This window comes from Nonomuraea sp. NPDC049141, assembly GCF_040648415.1.
Lineage (GTDB): Bacteria > Actinomycetota > Actinomycetes > Streptosporangiales > Streptosporangiaceae > Nonomuraea.
Map to the genome: position 1 here is coordinate 192,498 of NZ_JBEZDR010000012.1, position 18,835 is coordinate 211,332.

Here is an 18,835-nt window from a genome sequence, read left to right on the forward strand (position 1 = left end):
GTGTTGCAGTGTCGAGCAAAGGACCTTAATCCGTGGAGGTGCCCATGTCCTTGAACCACTCACCGGAGACGCACACGAAGCTCATCGCCAGGGTCCCAACGATAACGGGACGCGAACTCCCAGAGTGGTTTCAAGCCATCGACAACGGCCCGTCCTTCCTGAGGTGTGACGAGCGGGCCAACTGGCTCGCCGACGAGCACGGGCTGACCCATGGCTACGCCGCCGCGATCGTGCACGAACACGAGCGGTTCCGCCATAACCGCACGGGCTTCCTGTAGGCCCGTACTCCGATCCGCGCCCGTGCCGTTGGCACGGGCGCGTAATCATGGGTGCATGGACCTAGACGACGCACGTGACTTCCTGCGGCACAACCACCGCGCCATCCTCCTCACCAGGCACGGCGACGGCCGTCCGCAGATGTCCCCGGTGGCGGTGGGCGTGGACGCCGAGGGCTACCTCGTCATCAGCACCAGGGAGACGGCCGCGAAGACCCGCAACATCCGCCGCGACAACAGGGTGGCGATCTGTGCCTTCACGGACGCCTTCTACGGGAACTGGATCCAGGTAGAGGGCGAGGCGGAGATCATCTCCCTCCCGGATGCCATGGATCACCTGATCGCCTACTACCGCGGCATCTCGGGCGAACATCCGGACTGGCCGGACTACGAGGCGGCGATGGTCCGCGACAAGAGGGTCATCGTCCGGGTGACTCCGGTTCAGGCCGGGCCGGACCGCCACGGGTAGGGGAAGTCCGAAGAAGACGGCCAAGGACGCGCACGTCACGGCGGGCGGCCCGCATCGCCGGAGGAGCGTTCCCCTGGACGGGCGCCAACCCCGTATGGCGGTTGGCGCCCACCGGGCCGGCCGTAAAAGCTAGGAAAGGCGTTCCAGGACCATCGCCATGCCCTGCCCGCCGCCCACGCACATGGTCTCCAGGCCGATCGACTTGTCGTGGTGCCGGAGGCTGTTGATCAGCGTGGAGGTGATGCGCGCGCCCGTCATGCCGAACGGGTGCCCGACGGCGATCGCGCCGCCGTTGACGTTGAGCCGGTCGAGGTCGATGCCCAGATCCCGGTAGGAAGGGATGACCTGCGCGGCGAACGCCTCGTTGATCTCCACCAGGTCGACGTCGTCGATCGCCATCCCCGCGCGGGCGAGCGCCTGCTTCGAGGCCTCGACCGGGCCGAGGCCCATGATCTCGGGGGACAGGCCCGTGACGCCGGTGGAGACGATCCGCGCCAGCGGCGTGATGCCCAGTTCGGCCGCCCGCGTATCGCTCATCACGATGACGGCGGCGGCGCCGTCGTTGAGCGGGCAGCAGTTGCCGGCCGTGACCGTGCCGTCGGGGCGGAAGACCGGCTTCAGCCCCGCCACCCCCTCGTACGTGGTCCCGGCCCGCGGGCCGTCGTCCTTGCTGACCACGGTGCCGTCGGGGAGCGTCGCCGGGGTGATGTCCTTCTGCCAGAAGCCGTCGGCCAGCGCCTTCTCGGCGAGGTTTTGCGAGCGTACGCCGAACTCGTCCTGGTCGCGCCTGGTGACGCCCTTGATCTGGGCGAGGTTCTCGGCGGTCTGGCCCATCGCGATGTAGATGTCGGGGATCGTGTCGTCCTCGCGCGGGTCGTGCCAGGTCCGCCCGCCCTCGGCGAACGCCTTGCTGCGCCCGATGGCGTCGTGGAAGATCGGGTTCTGGGTGTCGGGCAGCGAGTCGGAGTTGCCCTTGACGAACCGCGACACCATCTCCACGCCCGCGGACACGAACACGTCGCCCTCGCCCGCCTTGATCGCGTGGAAGGCCATCCTGGTGGTCTGCAGCGACGACGAGCAGTAGCGGGTGACGGTGGTGCCCGGCACGCTGTCGAGGCCGAGCATCACCGACACGACGCGGGCCATGTTGAAGCCCTGCTCGCCGCCGGGCAGGCCGCAGCCGAGCATGAGGTCGTCGATCGTGGTGGGGTCGAGCTGGGGCACCTTGGCCAGCGCGGCCTTGATCATCTGCACGGTGAGGTCGTCGGGACGGATGTCCTTCATCGAACCCTTGAAAGCCCGCCCAATGGGTGAGCGCGCGGTAGCGACGATCACAGCTTCAGCCATCTTCATCCTCCTGTGTCCGGCCTTTAGAACTATATTCCAGTCCTATCGGCAGGGCACGGTGGCCCCGGCCCGGGTTGCTAGCCGTACATGCCCGGAGCCGTGGCCGCGCCGTCGTTGACCGCGTGGACGCCGCCCTTCTCGTCCCGCCAGAGGCGCCAGCCGTCCTGGCTGCCGGTGAACCAGGGGGGCGGTGCCGCCGAGGTCCCGAGCCGTTTGCCGGTCGACAGGTCGTACTCGCAGATGGCCGCTATCGAGTAGAAGCCGGGGGCCTGGGCGCGGAGCGGGAGCGGCTTGGGGTCGGTGACGCAGAAGGACCAGCCGCGCTGGTTGTCGACCGGGACCGAGGTGCCCGTCGTCAGGTCGAAGGCGGCGCCCTTGGCGTCGTGCTTGAGGAAGCCCAGCCTCTCCATGTGGTCGGGGAAGGCCAGCCACCAGCCGGAGCCGGGCACCTCGGAGGCGGCGATCTGGCCGACGACCCGGCCGCTCTCCGAGTCGAGCCGGGCGAAGCCGCCGTAGGTGCCCTGCTGGTCGACCGGGCGCACTACGGGGGCGTATCCGGGGCTGCCGCTGGGGTAGACGCGGACGACCGAGGGACGCATCCAGTTGATCGTGCCGTCGCCGATCTTGACGGAGAACAGGCCGAACGTGGAGACCTTCTTCGTCTGCGGGTTCGTGTAGGGGGCGACGTAGCCGATCAGGTTGTCGCTCGTCGAGCCGAAGGCCCATCCGCCCGACATGTCGATGCCGGGACCGAGCGCCTGCTCGATCGGCTGCTGCCACTGCAGCTTGCCGGTCTTGAGCTCGTACGACTCGATCATGGGGTGGGCGGCCAGGCGGAGCAGCAGCACCCGGTCGGCGTCGGACCACTCGACCTCGGCGATGCCGGGCAGCTTCCACAACTGCTTGCCGGTGGCCGGGTCGAGCACCACCACGCGGGCGCTGGCGAGCGCGGTGTGCTCCGACAGGCAGATGTAGGTGCCGCAGCGCTGGGGGCCGAACGTGGAATGCACGGGCCGCGTCCACTTCTGCGTGCCGGTGCGCGCGTCGCGGGCGACGAGGGCGGCGTTCCAGCGGCCCTTCTTGGCCGGGTCGATCGCCACGACGACGGCCTGGCCGGGGGCCGTCTCCACGATGGCGGGCGCGGAGACGCCCATGCCGGGCAGTCTGCCCGCCATGGTGGCCGGCTGGGCCCAGAGCTTGTTGCCGTGGGCGAGGTCGACGGCGACGGTCTCCAGCGTGCCGTCGGGCTTCATGGAGGTGGTCGCGACGACCCCGCCTGCGGCCGCCATCCGGCTGACCGCGTCGATCTCGGAGTTGTGCCAGGTCGGGAAGTCGACCGTGGCCGCGCCGCTGTCATCGGAACAGCCGGCCAGGGCCAGGATTCCGGCGAGTGTGAGGGCGGCGTTCGCGAGGGGCCGGAGCACGAGCAATCCACTCCAAAGGGACGAGGAGTGACGGCTTCGGCTCGGAGGGTGACCGGGGTCAGGCGTCGTTCAGCGTCTCCCCCAGCCGGCGGCGGAACAACGTCACCCACTTGCCGTGGGGACCCGTCGCCCGCCCGGCGACCCGGGTCGCGGAGACCTCGGTGCCGGACTCCTCCGCGGCCGTAGCCGCCGCAAGGTAAATCGGTTGCAATCCTTCGCCGCGCGCGGGTCTCGGCTCGGGCCACAACCTCAACGCAGCGCATACAGAAGGTAGCACTGCGTAAGCTGCCTGTGCGTAACCTCGGGCAGATGGATGGAAACGATCCGGTCCGAACATTTCGCCGGGGTTTGTCGCGAATTCCGGTCCCAGGACGTCGGCGAACGCGACCGTACGCCCGCCCGCGTCGACCACCGCGACCGTCTGCGCCGCGGCCAGCTGGCGGCTCCAGCGCCGCGTCACCCAGCGCAGCGGCTGCGCGATGGGCCGTACCGTGCCGAGATCGGGACAGGTGCCCACGACCACCTCGGCGCCCGCCTCGCGCAGCCGTCGCACGGCCTTGCTCAGGTGCCGTACGGCCGCCGCCGGCGGGGTCTGGGTGGTGACGTCGTTCGCGCCGACGAAGATGACGGCCAGGTCGGGTTCCGCTTTGAGCGCCCGGTCGACCTGGCCGGAGAGTTCGGCCGACGGGGCTCCCGACTTGCCGACCACGTGGAGGCGTACCGGGCGTTCGGACACGGAGGCCAGGCCGTGCGCGAGCAGCACCCCCGGCGTCAAGGCCGGGTCGGTCATCCCCAGGCCGACGGAGAGGGAATCGCCCAGCAGGACCATGGAGATCGGGGTGCCGGAGAAGTCGCCGTAGACGCCGTCGGAAGGCGGTCCCTCCATGCCGTGCGGCCGTCCGATCGCCTTCCTGGCCAGCAGGCTCTCGGCGATCAGGAGGGCGTACGCGGTGGCGCCGAGAGCGGTCAGACCGCCGCCTCCGAGCGCCGCCGCCGTCGCGATCTTGCGCGCCGCGCGCGCCGTGCCCGGTGCCCAGACCACCTACGTTGCTCCCTTCGACTGAACTCGGCGGTAGCGTTTGCTTGAAAACTAGCCGAGCGCTCGCCACCCCCACGGGATCTCGGCCTTCGGCAAGCTGACCAAGCTTCGGCAAAGAAGGTGAACACCTCGGTGCGCGTTTACGATTCCCTGGTCGAGTTGATGGGCAATACGCCGCTCGTCAGGATGCACAAGGTCTCCGCTGGCCTGACCGCCCAGGTGCTCGCCAAAGTCGAGTACTTCAACCCGGGCGGCTCGGTCAAGGACCGCATCGCGGTCCGCATGATCGACGCGGCGGAGGCGTCGGGGGAGCTCCTTCCCGGTGGCGTGATCGTCGAGCCGACGTCCGGCAACACCGGTGTGGGCCTGGCCCTCGTGGCCCAGCAGCGGGGCTACAAGTGCTTGTTCGTGGTGCCCGACAAGGTGGCCCAGGACAAGATCGCGGTGCTGCGCGCCTATGGCGCCGACGTCGTGGTCTGCCCGACCGCCGTGTCGCCCGACCACCCCGACTCCTACTACTCGGTTTCCGACCGGCTGGCCCGCGAGGTGCCCAACGCCTGGAAGCCCGACCAGTACTCCAACGTCAACAACCCCGACTCCCACTACTACTCGACAGGACCCGAGGTGTGGGAGCAGACCGAGGGCCGGATCACCCACTTCGTGGCGGGCATCGGCACCGGGGGCACGATCAGCGGCACCGGACGCTACCTCAAGGAGATCTCCCAGGGCCGCGTGAAGATCATCGGGGCCGACCCGGAGGGCTCCGTCTACTCGGGCGGTTCCGGCCGGCCGTATCTCGTGGAGGGCGTCGGCGAGGACATCTGGCCCGCCACCTACGACACGAAGATCTGCGACGAGATCATCGCGGTGTCCGACAAGGACTCGTTCAACATGACCCGGAGGCTCGCCCGCGAAGAGGGCCTGCTGGTCGGCGGCTCGTGCGGGATGGCCGTGGTGGCGGCGCTGGAGGTGGCGGCCAAGGCGGGGCCCGACGACGTGGTGGTCGTCCTCCTGCCCGACGGCGGGCGCGGCTACCTGTCCAAGATCTTCAACGACGACTGGATGGCCGACTACGGCTTCCTGATCACCCCGTCCGAGGAGGGCCTGGTACGTGACGTACTGGACCGCAAGGGGGCGGGCCTGCCGGAGTTCGTGCACGTGCACCCGCACGAGTCGGTCGGCACGGCCATCGCCATCATGCGCGAATACTCCGTGTCGCAGCTCCCGGTGATGAAGGAGGAGCCGCCGGTCATGGCGGCCGAGGTGGTCGGCTCCATCGTCGAGCGCGACCTGCTCGAAGCCCTCTACCGCGGCCGGCTCTCCTCCGAGGACACGATCGCCGAGCACATGTCGTCGCCGCTGCCGATGATCGGCAGCGGCGAATCGGTGGCGCGCGCGGTGGAGGCGCTGGAGAAGGCGGACGCCGCCGTGGTGCTCGAAGACGGCAAGCCCGCCGGGCTACTGACCCGCCAGGACCTGCTCGCCTTCCTCGCCAACCACTAGGGCTTCCTGATCGACTCGATCACGGTGCCGAGCCCCTCCAGGCCGCGCCCCTCGGCGTCGGCGCGCTCGAACAGCTCCTTGAGCGCGTTCGGCACCGTGATCTCCAGCCCGGCGTCCTTCAGCGCGTGGACGGCGTGGCCCAGGCCGACCGCCTGCATGCGCAGGGAGTTCAGCTCGCCCGGGTACACCCCGGCCTCGACCTCCTCGGCCAGGATCTTGGCGAACCCCATCGGCCCGTCACCTCCGAGCTGCGTGAAGGTCTCCCTGGCGAACGGCAGGAAGTCCCCGGGCGCCACTCCTGCCGTGCCGAGCAGCGCGAGCGCGTGCATGTAGCTGGTCAGGCTGGACCAGAAGATCAGCAACTGCGCCTGGTAGTACATCATCGCCAGGCCCTGGTCCTCGCCCACGTAGGTGATCGTGGCCAGCGACTTGAGCGTCTCCGCGTGCCGGTCGACGGCGTCCTTGGGGCCGCTGTAGAAGGTGTACGCCATGGGCAGGCCGATGCCGGGCGGCGGCACCATGATCCCTCCGGTGACGAGCGTGCCGCCCCGCCCGGCCACCCACCCCGCCGCCGCACGCAGCTCCTCCGGGGTGCCGGAGCTGAGGTTGACCAGCACCTTCCCGTCCAGCCGCGCGTCGCCCAGGCTGTCGTACATGGCCTGGTAGCTGACCTGGCTGATGACCAGCAACTCGCCTTCGGCCGCCTCGGCCGCCCGCCGGGCGCCCTTGTTCACCAGGGGCTCTGTCTTGCTCGCCGTACGGTTCCACACGGTCACCTCGTGGCCCGCCGCGAGGAACGTCTCCGCCATCTTCGACCCCATCGGGCCCATTCCGATCACTGTCACTCGACTCATGACCCACAGCCTCGGATGTCCCCCTACGGAAATCCTTCCGCCTCGCTACGGGTTGTCCCTGGCGTGGTGAGTTTCGGGGTACTCGGGCCGCTGGCCGTCTGGACGGACGACGGCCGGCGGATCGAGGTGACGGAGCCCAGGATGCGGGCGCTGCTGGCCGACCTCCTGGCGCACGGGGGCGGCCCGGTCTCGATGGACCGGCTGATCGACGACCTGTGGGGGGACCGGCCCTCCCGCAACCCCGTCGGCACCCTTCAGGCCCGCGTCTCCCAGCTCCGCCGCGTGCTCGGCGGCTCCGGCTCGATCGTCCACACCCCGGCCGGCTACCGCCTGGCTACCGTCGCGAACCCCTCACCGGCTGAGCCGGACGCCTTCCACGCCGGGGCGGACGCCTTCCACGTCGGGCCGGACCCTTTTCGGGACCGGTGGCGCGACGCGGACCGCTCCGAGGGTCGGCACGCTTTGGGCCGTTTCGGGGCGGGTGGTGATGCTGGTCGCTTCCGTATCGCGGTCGACGCGGACCGCTTCCTCGAGCTCGCCGGCCGCCGTTCCGCCGACCCGCATGAGCGGGCCGCTCAGCTCCACGAGGCTCTGACCTTGTGGCGCGGCCCCGCGTACGCCGATCTCGCCGACGAGGAGTTCCTCCGCCCGGAGATCGCGCGCCTGGAGGAGGCGCGCCTGTCCGCGCTCGAAGAGCAGGCAGAGGTACGGCTGGCGCTGGGCGAGGACGTAGACCTGGCCGACCTGGTCGCCCAGCACCCGCTACGCGAACGCCTCCGAGCCCAGCACATGACAGCCCTGTACCGGGGCGGCCGCCAAGGCGAGGCCCTGGCCAGCTACGACGATCTACGCGAGCGGCTCGCGCGGGAACTGGGCCTGGACCCCACACCCGAGCTGGCAGCGCTCCAGGAGGCCATCCTCCGCCAGGACCCCTCACTCACCGCCCGGCCGCCCCACTCCAACCTGCCGACCCCCCTCACGGAGCTGATCGGCAGAGACGCCGAGCTCGCCCAGCTCCGCGACCTGCTGAACACCGCCCGCCTGGTGACGCTCACGGGCCCTGGCGGCGTCGGCAAGACCCGCCTCGCCCTGGAAACCGCCCGCTCCATCCTCGACGAAAGCCCCGCCTTCCCCGACGGGGTGTGGCTGGTGGAGCTGGGCGGGATCGCCGACGTGGCTGAGGCGGTCGCGGACGTCCTCGGCGTACGCGACGACGACGCCGCGCCCCTGGCACCGAGGCTGGCGACCGCCCTGGCGGCCAAGCGGGCGCTGCTCGTGATCGACAACTGCGAGCACCTGGTGGAGGAGGCGGCCGCGCTCGTGTCGGCGCTGCTGCGGGCCGCCCCGGGGCTACGGGTCCTGACGACGAGCAGGGAACCGCTCTGCGTCACCGGCGAACGCGTCCACGTGGTGCCACCACTGACCGAGCCCGACGCCGTACGCCTCTTCACGGCCCGCGCCGACCTCAAACCGAACGAACCACACGCGACCACTGCGGCGGACCCGACCACCACGCTTGACACGACCACCGAGGCCACCGCGACCACCTCGACCACCGCGACCACCGCGACGATGGGGCCTGCCGCGACTGACGCGACCAGTTGGCCGAGCAGGGCGAACGAGCTGGACGGCCGGGACGAGGTGGGCGAGGCGGTCGCGACCATCTGCAGGCGGCTCGACGGCATCCCGCTGGCGTTGGAGCTGGCCGCGACTCGGGTGCGTGCGCTGGGCGTACGGGAGGTGGCCGAGCGGCTGGACGACAGGTTCCGCCTGCTCAGCTCCGGCATGCGGGACGCCCCGTCGAGGCAGCGGACGCTCCGGGCAGTGATCGACTGGAGCTGGGACCTGCTGTCCGGCCACGAGCGGGTCGTGCTGCGGCGGCTTGCCGTACACGCGGACGGGTGCACGCTGGAGGCGGCCGAGACGATCTGTGCCGAGCCCGGCGTGGACGTGGTGGACGTACTGGCTCGGCTGGTCGACCGCTCGCTGGTGGTGGTGACCACCGGCCCCAGGTACCGGCTGCTGGAATCGGTCGCGGCCTACTGCGCCGAACGCCTGGCTGAGGCGGGAGAGCACGGGCGGATCGCCGCTCGTCACGCCCGCTACTACACGTCGCTGGCCGAACGGGCGGACCTGCGCGGCCCAGGACAGAGGCAGTGGCTCGAACGCCTGGACACCGAGACCGCCAACCTCCGACTCGCCCTGTCGGGCCCGGAACCGCTACGCCTGGTCAACGCCCTCGCCTGGTACTGGTTCCTACGCGGCCGCATGGGTGAGGCTCGCCGCTCCTTGGCCACCGCCCTTTCCAGAACCACCCCGACACCAACCCCACGCCCGCCGGACCGCCCCGCCACCACCTCGCTCACCATGGACCGGCCCTCCACGGACGCGTCCGTGACCGATGCGTCCGCGAGTGGCCTGCCTATGACCGGCCCGCTTGCCATCGGCGTGCCCGCCGCCAGTTCGTTCGCGGCGGGTCGGCCCGTCGGCGTCGCGTTTGCGGCCGATCCGTCTGTGAGTGGTCCGCTTGTCACCAGCGCCCCCGCTGTCGACCGACCCGTCGGTGAGGCGGCGGTCGCGTCTGTGTGGCTGGCGGGGATGGCGTTGGCGGTTGGGGAGGTGGCGCCGCCGGTGCGGGAGGCGGGGCTCGATGTTGAGGGGCGGGCACTGGCCGACTGGTTTCTGACCCACGTGCGCTGGGCGTACGGCGATCAGGCGGCGCATCAGGCGGCGGTGAGCCGGGCGTTGGCCGCGTTCGAGGTGCTTGGCGATCGGTGGGGGATCGCCGCCGCGCTCAGTCTGCGGGCGAAGCTGGCGGTGGGCCGGGCGGATCTGACCGCGATGGAGCGGGACGGTCGGCGGAGTCTGGAGTTGTTCAGTCAGCTGGGGGACGGGTGGGGGCAGCTGGAGGCCATGGACGCGCTCGACCGGCTGGCTGAGATACGTGGTGACTATGCCGAGGCCGCCAGATTGCGCGTGGAGCAGTTGCGGCTGGCGGAGGAGCTCGGGTTCGAGGTCGCGTTCAAACTGGCCGGACTGGGCCGTGTGGCGCTCCTGGCGGGCCAGTACGAGCGGGCCGACCACTACCACGAGCGGGCCAGGCGGCTGGCCGTGGAACAGTCCTACAAGGCCGCGGAGGAGCATGCCGTGCTCGGGCTGGCATTGAGCGCCAGGCGCCAGGGCAGGTACGAGCGGGCGGAGGGGCTCCTGATGCCGTGGCTCGGCTGGTTGCGGGAGGTGCGGGGGACGCCCGGCATCGCGTTCCTCATGGCCGAACTGGGTTTCGCCGCCGAGCAGCGCGGCGACGCCGGAACGGCGCTCGCCAGGCAGCGGGATGGTTACGAGGCGGCCCAGACCACCGGAGACCCCAGAGCGATCGCGCTCGCGCTGGAGGGCCTGGCAGGCGCACTGTCACTCATGGCCGAGCAAGGCGAGCAGCACGGACAGGCCAAGCAGGGCAGGCAGGCCAAGCAGGGCGAGCAGGCCAAGCAGGGCAGGCAGGCCGACCAGACCGAGCAGTACCGGGAGGCGGCCGGATTGGTCGGGGTGGCGGGCGCGCTCAGAGAGGCGGTAGGTGTGCCTCTGCCCGTTCCCGAGCGCGCCGACGTCGACCGGATCTCCGCCAGGTTGCGCGGGGCGATGGGGGAGGAGGCGTTCGACGCGGCCCGCGCCTCAGGCCGCGGGAAACTCCGCGACCACTTCCCAGGCGCCGTCGGCGCCGGGCCCGGCGTGGAGGCGGCCGCCCAGGGCCTCCACCCGTTCGGCCATTCCGACCAGGCCGAACCCGCCTCCCAGACGGGAGAGCCTGGGGTCGGCGGCTGAGCCGAAGTTGCGGATGCGCAACAGCACGCGCTGATCGAACCGCCGCAGCTCGGCCTCGACCCAGCTGGCCCCCGGCGCGTGCTTGCGGATGTTGGTGAGCGCCTCCCGTAGCACCCGGTGGATCGTCGTCATGACCTCCGGCGGCAGGGTGCGGTCGTCGATGCCCGACCCGATCTCGAACGCGACGCGTGGCCCGTTCGCCGAGAACCGTTCCGTCAGCAGGCGCAGATCGGCCAGCGACGTGCCGGGCCGCCTGTCGGCTTCGTCCTCGGTCCTCAGCACGGTGACCAGGCGCCGCATCGAGGTGAGCGCCTCCGTGCCGGCGGTGGCGATGGCGTCGAGGGCGGGCAGCACGGCGTCGGGCTTCATGTCGGCGACCGTACGGGCGGCCTGGGCCTGTACGACGATGCCGGTGATGTGGTGGGCGACCAGGTCGTGCAGCTCCCTGGCCAGCTCCAGGCGTTCGGCCCGCCGTACGGAATGGACGGCCTCCTTGCGGCGCTCCTGCTGGAAGCGGAGGTAGCCGCCGACGGCGGCGGTCATCGTCCAGGCGGTGAAGAGCATGAACGAGAAGATCAGCTCGTTGCGGGGATCACGCGCGATGCCCTCCGCCATGAGGGCGACCAGTGCGGCGCCCCCGAACACGGCGGCCCTCTTGACCGGCTCGACGTGGCGGAGCACGCCGATGGTCAGGATGATCAGCGCGCCGGTCTCCGCGGAGCCGGGCACGCCGGCGAACCCGGTCACGCCGATCACCATCGACACGACGAACGACAGGGCCAGCACGGCGACGAACGTCTCGACCCGCAAACGGCGCCGCAGGATGACGGCCGCGATGCCCGCGACCCCGCAGATCGCCACCGCCCACTGGACGCCGCCCCTGGTGGCGGCCACGGCGAAGTCCACGAGAAGCATCATGGCCAGCCAGCCGATCGCGGCGATCTCGCTCAGCCGGCGGATCCAGTAGACGACGCGCTTGGATTCCCCCACTCCTGGAAGCCTAAGCCGGAAGTCGGACGGCGAGTATCGACCGTTCGGCCGATGGGGAGCGCCGAGGACCAGCCCTTCAGCGGAGGCGGTGGCGGGGGGCCGTCGACGATGCTGGTACATGTCCGGAAGGGGGACGGGAAATGGTTCTCATTGGGTTCGTACTACTGGGTGTCGGGCTGGTCATCGGGCTGTTGCTGGCGGTGGCCGACCCCGTACTGCTCTCCCGCATCAACGGGGAGGAAGCGGAGGGCGGCAGCGGCCGCCACATCGAGGTGCCCGCGCCGAACGCCGACGTGGTGCGCCTGACGCCCCGAGCGGGCGGCGACAGGCACGAGCCCCAAGCGGCCTGAGCCCTGACGCACAACAGGCCTGCCGCACAACAGAAATGAAAAATACGACAGACCTGGCTCGTGCGGGCATGGCGTGCGAGTCACGCGGGCGCGCTTTGGGGACGGCGCCCGCCTCGGCCCGCGATCCGTTGGGGAACGGATCGCGGGCCGCTTCCGTTACCGTGGGCCTATGACGAACGGTTTCGAAACTCTGGCGATCCACGCAGGTCAGGAGCCTGACCCGCTGACCGGCGCGGTCGTGCCGCCGATTTACGCGACGTCCACCTACAAGCAGGACGGCGTGGGGGGCCTGCGTTCCGGATACGAGTACAGCCGCTCGGCCAACCCCACCAGGACCGCGCTCGAAGAGGCGCTGGCCGCGGTCGAGGGCGGCGCGCGCGGGCTGGCGTTCGCGTCGGGCCTGGCGGCCGAGGACGCCCTGCTGCGTACCGTCTGCAGGCCGCAGGACCACGTCATCATCCCCAACGACGCGTACGGCGGCACGTACCGGCTGTTCGCGAAGGTCAACGAGCGCTGGGGCCTGCACTACGACCCGGTGCCGCTCGGCGATCTGGACGCCGTGGCCGCGGCCATGACGCAGAAGACGCGGATCGTCTGGGTGGAGACGCCGACGAACCCGCTGCTCGGCATCGCCGACATCGCCGCACTCGCCCAGCTCGCCCACGACAACGGGGCGCTGCTGGTCGTCGACAACACCTTCGCCTCTCCCTATCTGCAGCAGCCGCTCGCGCTGGGCGCGGACGTGGTCGTGCACTCCACCACCAAGTACGTCGGCGGGCATTCCGACGTCGTCGGCGGCGCGCTGATCGCGGCCGACCAGGCGGTCGGCGACGAGCTGGCCTACCACCAGAACGCGATGGGCGCGGTGGCCGGCCCATTCGACGCCTGGCTGACGCTGCGCGGGCTCAAGACCTTGGGCGTCCGGATGGACCGCCACTGCGACAACGCCGAGCGGGTCGTCGATCTGCTGCTCGCGCACCCGCGCGTGACGCAGGTGCTCTACCCGGGGATGGGCGAGCACCCCGGGCACGAGGTGGCCGCCAAGCAGATGAAGCGGTTCGGCGGCATGGTGTCGTTCCGCGTCGCGGGCGGCGAGGAAGAGGCCGTCGCGGTGTGCAACCGGGCGAAGCTGTTCACCCTGGGCGAGTCGCTGGGCGGCGTCGAGTCGCTCATCGAGCACCCGGGCAGGATGACGCACGCCTCGGCGGCCGGCTCGCCGCTGGAGGTGCCGGGCGATCTGGTGCGGCTGTCGGTCGGCATCGAGACGGTCGACGACCTGCTCGCCGACCTCAAGCAGGCGCTCGGCTAACCGGGTACGACCATCAGGAACAGGATCACCAGCCAGATCACGGACAGCAGCCCGCTGATGGCGGCGATCCGGCCGTTCTGCACCTTGGCGTCGTCGTCCGGGTTCTCGGTCTCGAGGACCCGGACGGCGGTGCGCAGGTCGCGGTCGATGATGACGAGCAGCACGATGGCCACGATGAACAGCGTCATCGAGGCCGTCATGTACCACTTGCCGAGCACGCCGGCCCCGATGGACAGGCCCAGGGCCAGTCCGAAGATCAGCACCCCCAGCGAACCGATGCTGTAGATCCGGGTGGTCCGCTGGATGTTCTGCAGGACGGGCACGTTCTTACCTCGGATGGCGCGCGGTGCCGCCATGGTGGCCGCCGTGAGCGGGCCGATCGTGAAGATCGCGAAGCCGATGTGCAGCCAGAGAAGCAGGGACGACATGCGAAGGAGACTAGTCCCCGACGATCTCGCCCGTGGACTCGACACTCTGTTTACCTTCCGAGGAGCAACGCATGATCAGCTCGGTGGCCGCGATGGCGACCACCATCAGCACGATCAGAAGAATCATGGCAATCATGAGACACCCCTCCTTCCCCGTGTGGGACGTAAATATCGTCCGTAATGACTAGACGCTCTGGCAACGGAATAAGTTCAGCGCGGGTATGGTTGCTAACCGTCGCTTTTTCCTTACCTTCTGGGCACAAGGGGGTGCCGTCCGTGGCCGTCAGGCATGTCGAGCCGTATACCGACGAGTGGCTGCAGCAGCCGACCGGCTATGTGCAGCGGGTCGTCGACCTGCTCGGAGCCGAGGTCGCCGACTGGTGGGAAGGCCCCTGCGAGCCGCGTGACGCGACCGTCCGCCTGACGGACGGCAGCGCGCTGGTGTGGGACGAGGAGAGCGGGTGGCGGCTCGGGAGCTTCGTCTCCGGTGGTCGCGGCGAGCACACCCAGCTCGACGGCGTCCGCTATCTGGGCGGCGGGCTGCTGCCCCGGCCCGAGCGCGTGCCGTCGGCGCTGAGCGACGCCCGCGTGGGTGTGGGCGCCAGCTCCGCGTGGCGCCCCTGCTACCGCTCCCACCGCAACTGCCGCGACGGCTTCGACGTCGCGCTCGACTTCTACGCCCCCCTCGTCGAGGCGTGACCACCTGATCGCCTGAAGACGCCGAGGGTCAGCGGGACCGGCGCACCCGCAGGAAGTCGCTCACCACGTACTCGCCCAGCCGCTCCGCGCTGGGGGAGAACACCCGCCCGCCGTTCCGCCGCGCCACCTCGTCGACGAACTCCTTGAGCCGATCGTCACCGGCCAGCATGAAGATGTTGAGCGTCGCCCGCCGCCGCGTCATCTTGTCCACCTCGGCCAGCGTGAGCTCCAGCGTCTCGTTCGACGGCGGCCACTCGAAGGCCGACTGCCCGTTGCGCATCAGGTGAGCCGTCGGCTCGCCGTCGGTGACCACGAGCACGACCGGCTCGAAGTCGGGATGGCGATCCAGGTGCCGGCCCGCGATGAGCAGCGCGTGGTGCAGGTTCGTCCCCTGGACCATGTCCCAGTCGAGACCTGCCAGCTCGTCCGGCTGCAGTACCCGCGCGTAGTTGGAGAACCCGATGATCTGCACGGCGTCCTGCGGGAACTTCGAGGCGACCAGCGCCTGAAGGGCGAGCGCGGTCTGCTTGGCCGCCGCCCAGGTCCCGCGCAGGGCCATCGAGTACGACAGGTCGACCAGCAGACAGACGGCCGCCGCGCTGCGCCGCTCGGTCTCGGCCACCTCGAAGTCGTCGACGGAGAGCCGGACCGCGCCCGACTCCGTCTGGACGCCGCCGTTGCGGACGCCGTTGACCAGCGTGCGGACCACGTCGATCGGCTGCTCGTCGCCGAACCGCCAGGGCCGCGACGAGCCGGTCAGCTCGCCGGCCGAGCCCGCGTCGTGCTGGTCGTGGTCGCCGCGCCGGCCCGCGTCGAGCGAGGAGAACACCCGGCGCAGCGCGGTCTCGCCGAGCCGCCTGACGGCCTTGGGAGTGAGCTCCAGCTTGCCCCGGCGGCGCAGGAGGTAGCCCTGCTCCTCCAGTTCACGTTCGATCCGCTTGAGTGCCTCCAGGTCGTCGACCGCCGACCGGCCGAGCGCGCGGCGGACCGCGGACTCGTCGATGTCGTCGAGCCTGGCGCCCGGGTAGTCCTGCCGGAGCGAGGTCTCCAGCTGGGAGAGGTCGGCCAGCTCCTCCAGAGCGGTGACGGCGTCGCCCATGCCCAGAGGCTCCTCGCCGGTGAGCCGGTCGGGGGTGTCCCAGGCCAGGTCGGGACGGCGGGCCTGGAGCGCCTCGCCGAGACGGCGCATCTGGTCGGAGAGCCCGGCCTGGTCGAGCGTCTGGTTGATCAGGTTGGCCAGCTCCTCGCGCTGGCGCGGGGTCATCGAGGCGAGCATGCGCTGGGTCGCGGCGGCCCGCCGGGCCAGGACGTCGACGAGTTCCTCGAGGTTGCGCGGCTTCTCCGGGAACAGATCGCCGTAGTTCTTCATGAACGCCTCGAAGTCCGCCTGGGTGTGCTGACCTTTGGCGTCCTTGTCGAGCATGTCGTTGAGGTCCGACATCATCTGCCGGACGCGTTCCATGGCCGCCGGGTCCGGCTGGGCCAGCGCGTCGCGCATCCCTCTGAACTGGCTGTCGAGCACTTCGCGGCGCAGCAGGTCGCGCAGCTCCTCGAAGGTCTGCCGGGCGGCGGCGGAGCGCCACTCGTACGAGGTCAGCTGCTGGATCGCGCTGGCCGTGTCGTCGGGAAGCGAGTCGAGCTCGCTCTCGCGCAGTCGCGCGTCGTCGGACGGGTCGGGGAACAGCTCGGCCCGCTCCTGGCCGATGGCCTTGTCGAGGAGTGCCCGCGCCTTCTCCAGCGTGCCGTCGAGGCGGCCGCTCTCGCGCAGGTCCCGGCGGCGGCGCCGTACCTCTCTGAGCATGTCGTCGAGACCCCGGCGGTCCTGGGCGCCGGGCAGCCCGCGCTTGAGCAGGTCGCGCAGGGCGTGTACGGGGGTGGAGCCGGACAGGATGGCGTCGCCCATCTCGTCGAGCGCGGCGCGCACGTCGTACGGCGGGGCGAGGGGGTCGGGGCCATCGTTGAACTCGCCATAGCGGTAGGCCATCACGAACACACGCTAACCCGATATACGGGCCTACGCGTCCCCAAATACCTCACGCACCCCGGAGAGTTCGTTGACCTGGGGCGCGTAATCGACCTGGACGAGCACCGGGTGCCCGACCGATTTGAGGGCTTTGGTGAAGTCGCGGCTCTGGCACGGCTTCTTGCCGAGCCCGTGCCTGTCGGCGTTGACCGGCTTGCCGGCCAGCCAGCCGTCGCCGCAGCGCCTGGTGGTCCTGCCGAACGTCATCAGGTTGGTGTAGCCGAGCTTGAGCGTCCTGCCCGCCCCGGTGAACAGGACCGTGGTGTCGTCGATCCGCTTGACCGTACCGCGGGCGGTGCGCGGGTCGGGCCGGTTGGCGAGCACTTCGTTGATCTTGACGGCCGTGGTGCCGCGGTACTCCACGCGGACGGCACTGGGCCCGAACGCCAGGTCGGCGGTCAGGTCGCCCGGCCCGCAGACGGTGCTGCCCAGGCCCTTGCGGTCGAGGGCCACCCGTCCTTCGGTCTCCTTGAGGTCGCAGGCGACGGTCACCCGACGGAACGCGGCCTTGGCGTAGTCGAGCCGCAGCTCCCTGGCGCCGGGAATGGCCTTGAACGTGTGGAGCGGCTTGCGGTACGTGGCGGCCATGGGGGTGATGCGGATCCCGGTCCCGCCGGTGGACCAGGCCCAGCCGTACACGGCCTTCGTGGCAGTGGTCCCAGTGGTCCCAGTGGCCTCGGCGGCCTCAGCGGGTACGGCGAAAGCGCTCAAGGACAAGGCGATGGCAAAGACGAGCGGACGCATGGGCGGTCTCCCCCGGCGGCGTGATCAAAACATCACGTTCGACGCGCGAGACCGCCCCAATGTTCACGTCCGGTAGACGGTGACTCCGTCCAGGTCCTCCTTGGACAGGCGGCGCATGAGGTACAGGCCCTCCAGGGCGAACTCCAGCGCGGCCGCCGCGTGTCCGGGCGACTCCTCGCCCGCGCCCATGCTCAGCCGCGACATGACCTTCGCCAGGCCGCTGACCGGGCCGATGCGGCGCAGCAGCTCGGCGGCCGGGATCAGCTCGCCGGACTCCACCTGGTTGCCCTCGGCGAACTTGTCCGTCAGCGGTGACAGGTCCATCCCGCCCAACCGGCTCCTGAACGTCTCGGCCGTGGCCCGGCGGAGCAGGTGGGCGAGGATCTCGGTCTCCCTGCCCTCCTCGCTGACCTCGAACTCCACCTTGCCGCGCAGGCTGTGGACGACGCTGGCCAGGTCGCAGACGCGGGCGACGGCCTGCTCCTCGCCGGCGATCGCCGCTCTGCGTACGGCGGAGGCCATGGCGGTCTCGGCGGCCGCGATCGAGAACCGCGCCGAGACGCCCGAGCGGGCGTCGACCGCCGTGGACTCACGGACCAGGCGGGTGAACCGGGCGATCACTTCGACCAGGTGCTCGGGGATGTCGGCGCCGATGTCCGGCATGGACTCCTGGCGGATGAGTACCAGCTCGTCCTCGACCGTCAGCGGGTAGTGGGTGCGGATCTCGGCGCCGAAGCGGTCCTTCAGCGGGGTGATGATCCGGCCCCTGTTGGTGTAGTCCTCGGGGTTGGCGCTGGCGATGAGCAGGATGTCGAGCGGCAGGCGCAGGTTGTAGCCGCGCACCTGGATGTCGCGCTCCTCCAGCACGTTGAGCAGCGACACCTGGATGCGCTCCGCCAGGTCGGGCAGCTCGTTGACGGAGAACACACCCCGGTTGGTGCGCGGCACCAGCCCGTAGTGGACGGTCTCCGGGTCGCCGAGCGTCCGGCCTTCGGCGATCTTGATCGGGTCGACGTCGCCGATCAGGTCGCCGACGGAGGTGTCGGGCGTCGCGAGCTTCTCGCCGTAGCGCTCGTCGCGATGCTTCCACGCCACGGGCAGCTCGTCGCCCAGCTCCCGGGCGAGCGCGAGGCAGCGCGTACAGGCCGGCGCGTACGGATGGTCGTTGATCTCGCACCCGTCGACCACCGGAGTCCACTCGTCGAGCAGGCCGGTAACGGTGCGGATGAGTCGGGTCTTGCCCTGGCCCCGCTCACCGAGCAGGACGAGGTCGTGCCCGGCGAGTAGCGCCCGCTCCAAATGGGGCAGGACGGAGTCGTCGAAGCCCACGATGCCTGGAAAACGGGGCTCACCTGCTCGCAGCTTGGCCAGCAGATTTTCGCGGACCTCTGCTTTCACGGTGCGATGAACGTGACCGCTCTCTCGCAGCTCGCGGAGATTTAGAGGCTGATGCACGGGATCGAGACTACGTCCCCCGGGACCACTGCGGCAGACAGTTTCCCATCTGGCGGAGATTTCGGATCTTGACTATTGCGTGACGGTTCGTGCGCGTGCTTGTC

15 protein-coding genes and 1 pseudogene are annotated in these 18,835 nt (G+C 70.4%); 7 read left to right on the plus strand and 9 right to left on the minus strand.

Going from position 1 to position 18,835, the window contains the following annotated elements:
• Positions 1 to 44: 44 nt before the first annotated feature.
• Together AB0B91_RS34255 and AB0B91_RS34260 are read left to right on the plus strand one after the other, a co-directional pair.
• Positions 45 to 278, plus strand: coding sequence for a DUF4287 domain-containing protein (locus AB0B91_RS34255; RefSeq protein WP_214639636.1), 234 nt, complete (start codon positions 45 to 47; stop codon positions 276 to 278).
• Between the two features lie 55 nt (positions 279 to 333).
• A complete protein-coding gene (locus tag AB0B91_RS34260; RefSeq protein WP_358328361.1) occupies positions 334 to 744 on the plus strand; it encodes a PPOX class F420-dependent oxidoreductase in 411 nt (136 codons plus the stop codon).
• A 129-nt stretch (positions 745 to 873) separates the two neighbouring features.
• Here AB0B91_RS34260 and AB0B91_RS34265 read toward each other — a convergent pair whose 3' ends face one another.
• The 3 genes from AB0B91_RS34265 to AB0B91_RS34275 form a co-directional block, all read right to left on the minus strand.
• Positions 874 to 2,091, minus strand: coding sequence for an acetyl-CoA C-acetyltransferase (locus AB0B91_RS34265; RefSeq protein ID WP_358328364.1), 1,218 nt, complete (start codon positions 2,089 to 2,091; stop codon positions 874 to 876).
• 77 nt (positions 2,092 to 2,168) lie between these two features.
• Positions 2,169 to 3,515, minus strand: coding sequence for a PQQ-binding-like beta-propeller repeat protein (locus AB0B91_RS34270; RefSeq protein WP_358328366.1), 1,347 nt, complete (start codon positions 3,513 to 3,515; stop codon positions 2,169 to 2,171).
• 58 nt (positions 3,516 to 3,573) lie between these two features.
• Positions 3,574 to 4,557: an SGNH/GDSL hydrolase family protein gene (locus AB0B91_RS34275; protein ID WP_358328369.1), complete on the minus strand. Its 984-nt coding sequence runs from the start codon at positions 4,555 to 4,557 to the stop codon at positions 3,574 to 3,576.
• Between the two features lie 129 nt (positions 4,558 to 4,686).
• Between AB0B91_RS34275 and AB0B91_RS34280 the strand changes: the two genes are divergently transcribed.
• Positions 4,687 to 6,057: a cystathionine beta-synthase gene (locus AB0B91_RS34280; RefSeq protein ID WP_358328372.1), complete on the plus strand. Its 1,371-nt coding sequence runs from the start codon at positions 4,687 to 4,689 to the stop codon at positions 6,055 to 6,057.
• Here the strand turns inward: AB0B91_RS34280 and AB0B91_RS34285 are convergent.
• The gene (locus tag AB0B91_RS34285; RefSeq protein WP_358328375.1) at positions 6,054 to 6,911 is read right to left on the minus strand and encodes an NAD(P)-binding domain-containing protein; all 858 of its coding nucleotides are present in this window, start codon (positions 6,909 to 6,911) and stop codon (positions 6,054 to 6,056) included. The genes AB0B91_RS34280 and AB0B91_RS34285 overlap by 4 nt on opposite strands.
• 66 nt (positions 6,912 to 6,977) lie before the next feature.
• On the opposite strand from AB0B91_RS34285, the gene AB0B91_RS34290 reads away from it, so the two are divergent.
• Positions 6,978 to 10,733, plus strand: coding sequence for a BTAD domain-containing putative transcriptional regulator (locus AB0B91_RS34290; protein WP_358328378.1), 3,756 nt, complete (start codon positions 6,978 to 6,980; stop codon positions 10,731 to 10,733).
• On the opposite strand, the pseudogene AB0B91_RS34295 reads toward AB0B91_RS34290, so the two are convergent.
• A pseudogene (locus AB0B91_RS34295) lies at positions 10,656 to 11,843 on the minus strand (histidine kinase); the annotation flags it as partial. The gene AB0B91_RS34290 and the pseudogene AB0B91_RS34295 overlap by 78 nt on opposite strands.
• A 20-nt stretch (positions 11,844 to 11,863) precedes the next feature.
• Here AB0B91_RS34295 and AB0B91_RS34300 point away from each other — a divergent pair.
• The gene (locus AB0B91_RS34300) at positions 11,864 to 12,073 is read left to right on the plus strand and encodes a hypothetical protein (protein WP_358328380.1); all 210 of its coding nucleotides are present in this window, start codon (positions 11,864 to 11,866) and stop codon (positions 12,071 to 12,073) included.
• 169 nt (positions 12,074 to 12,242) lie between these two features.
• On the plus strand, positions 12,243 to 13,382 hold the full coding sequence (locus AB0B91_RS34305; protein ID WP_358328383.1) for a cystathionine gamma-synthase: 1,140 nt from the start codon (positions 12,243 to 12,245) through the stop codon (positions 13,380 to 13,382).
• Here the strand turns inward: AB0B91_RS34305 and AB0B91_RS34310 are convergent.
• On the minus strand, positions 13,379 to 13,810 hold the full coding sequence (locus AB0B91_RS34310) for a hypothetical protein (RefSeq protein WP_358328386.1): 432 nt from the start codon (positions 13,808 to 13,810) through the stop codon (positions 13,379 to 13,381). The genes AB0B91_RS34305 and AB0B91_RS34310 overlap by 4 nt on opposite strands.
• A 276-nt stretch (positions 13,811 to 14,086) precedes the next feature.
• Between AB0B91_RS34310 and AB0B91_RS34315 the strand changes: the two genes are divergently transcribed.
• A complete protein-coding gene (locus AB0B91_RS34315; RefSeq protein WP_358328389.1) occupies positions 14,087 to 14,509 on the plus strand; it encodes a DUF6292 family protein in 423 nt (140 codons plus the stop codon).
• A gap of 28 nt (positions 14,510 to 14,537) precedes the next feature.
• On the opposite strand, the gene AB0B91_RS34320 is transcribed toward AB0B91_RS34315, so the two are convergent.
• From AB0B91_RS34320 to AB0B91_RS34330, 3 genes are all read right to left on the minus strand, one after another.
• Complete coding sequence (locus AB0B91_RS34320) at positions 14,538 to 16,493, minus strand: hypothetical protein (protein ID WP_358328895.1); 1,956 nt, start codon at positions 16,491 to 16,493, stop codon at positions 14,538 to 14,540.
• Positions 16,494 to 16,523: 30 nt separating this feature from the next.
• A complete protein-coding gene (locus tag AB0B91_RS34325) occupies positions 16,524 to 17,276 on the minus strand; it encodes a hypothetical protein (RefSeq protein WP_358328392.1) in 753 nt (250 codons plus the stop codon).
• Positions 17,277 to 17,339: 63 nt separating this feature from the next.
• Positions 17,340 to 18,731, minus strand: a complete 1,392-nt coding sequence (locus AB0B91_RS34330) for a sigma 54-interacting transcriptional regulator (RefSeq protein ID WP_219534073.1) — start codon at positions 18,729 to 18,731, stop codon at positions 17,340 to 17,342.
• Positions 18,732 to 18,835: the final 104 nt, after the last annotated feature.

Coding starts and splice junctions, on each gene's coding strand:
- AB0B91_RS34325 (WP_358328392.1), bottom strand. CDS start 17,276: ATGCGTCCGCTCGTCTTTGCCATCGCCTTGTCCTTGAGCGCTTTCGCC.
- AB0B91_RS34305 (WP_358328383.1), top strand. CDS start 12,243: ATGACGAACGGTTTCGAAACTCTGGCGATCCACGCAGGTCAGGAGCCT.
- AB0B91_RS34265 (WP_358328364.1), bottom strand. CDS start 2,091: ATGGCTGAAGCTGTGATCGTCGCTACCGCGCGCTCACCCATTGGGCGG.
- AB0B91_RS34285 (WP_358328375.1), bottom strand. CDS start 6,911: ATGAGTCGAGTGACAGTGATCGGAATGGGCCCGATGGGGTCGAAGATG.
- AB0B91_RS34310 (WP_358328386.1), bottom strand. CDS start 13,810: ATGTCGTCCCTGCTTCTCTGGCTGCACATCGGCTTCGCGATCTTCACG.
- AB0B91_RS34260 (WP_358328361.1), top strand. CDS start 334: ATGGACCTAGACGACGCACGTGACTTCCTGCGGCACAACCACCGCGCC.
- AB0B91_RS34255 (WP_214639636.1), top strand. CDS start 45: ATGTCCTTGAACCACTCACCGGAGACGCACACGAAGCTCATCGCCAGG.
- AB0B91_RS34300 (WP_358328380.1), top strand. CDS start 11,864: ATGGTTCTCATTGGGTTCGTACTACTGGGTGTCGGGCTGGTCATCGGG.
- AB0B91_RS34320 (WP_358328895.1), bottom strand. CDS start 16,493: ATGGCCTACCGCTATGGCGAGTTCAACGATGGCCCCGACCCCCTCGCC.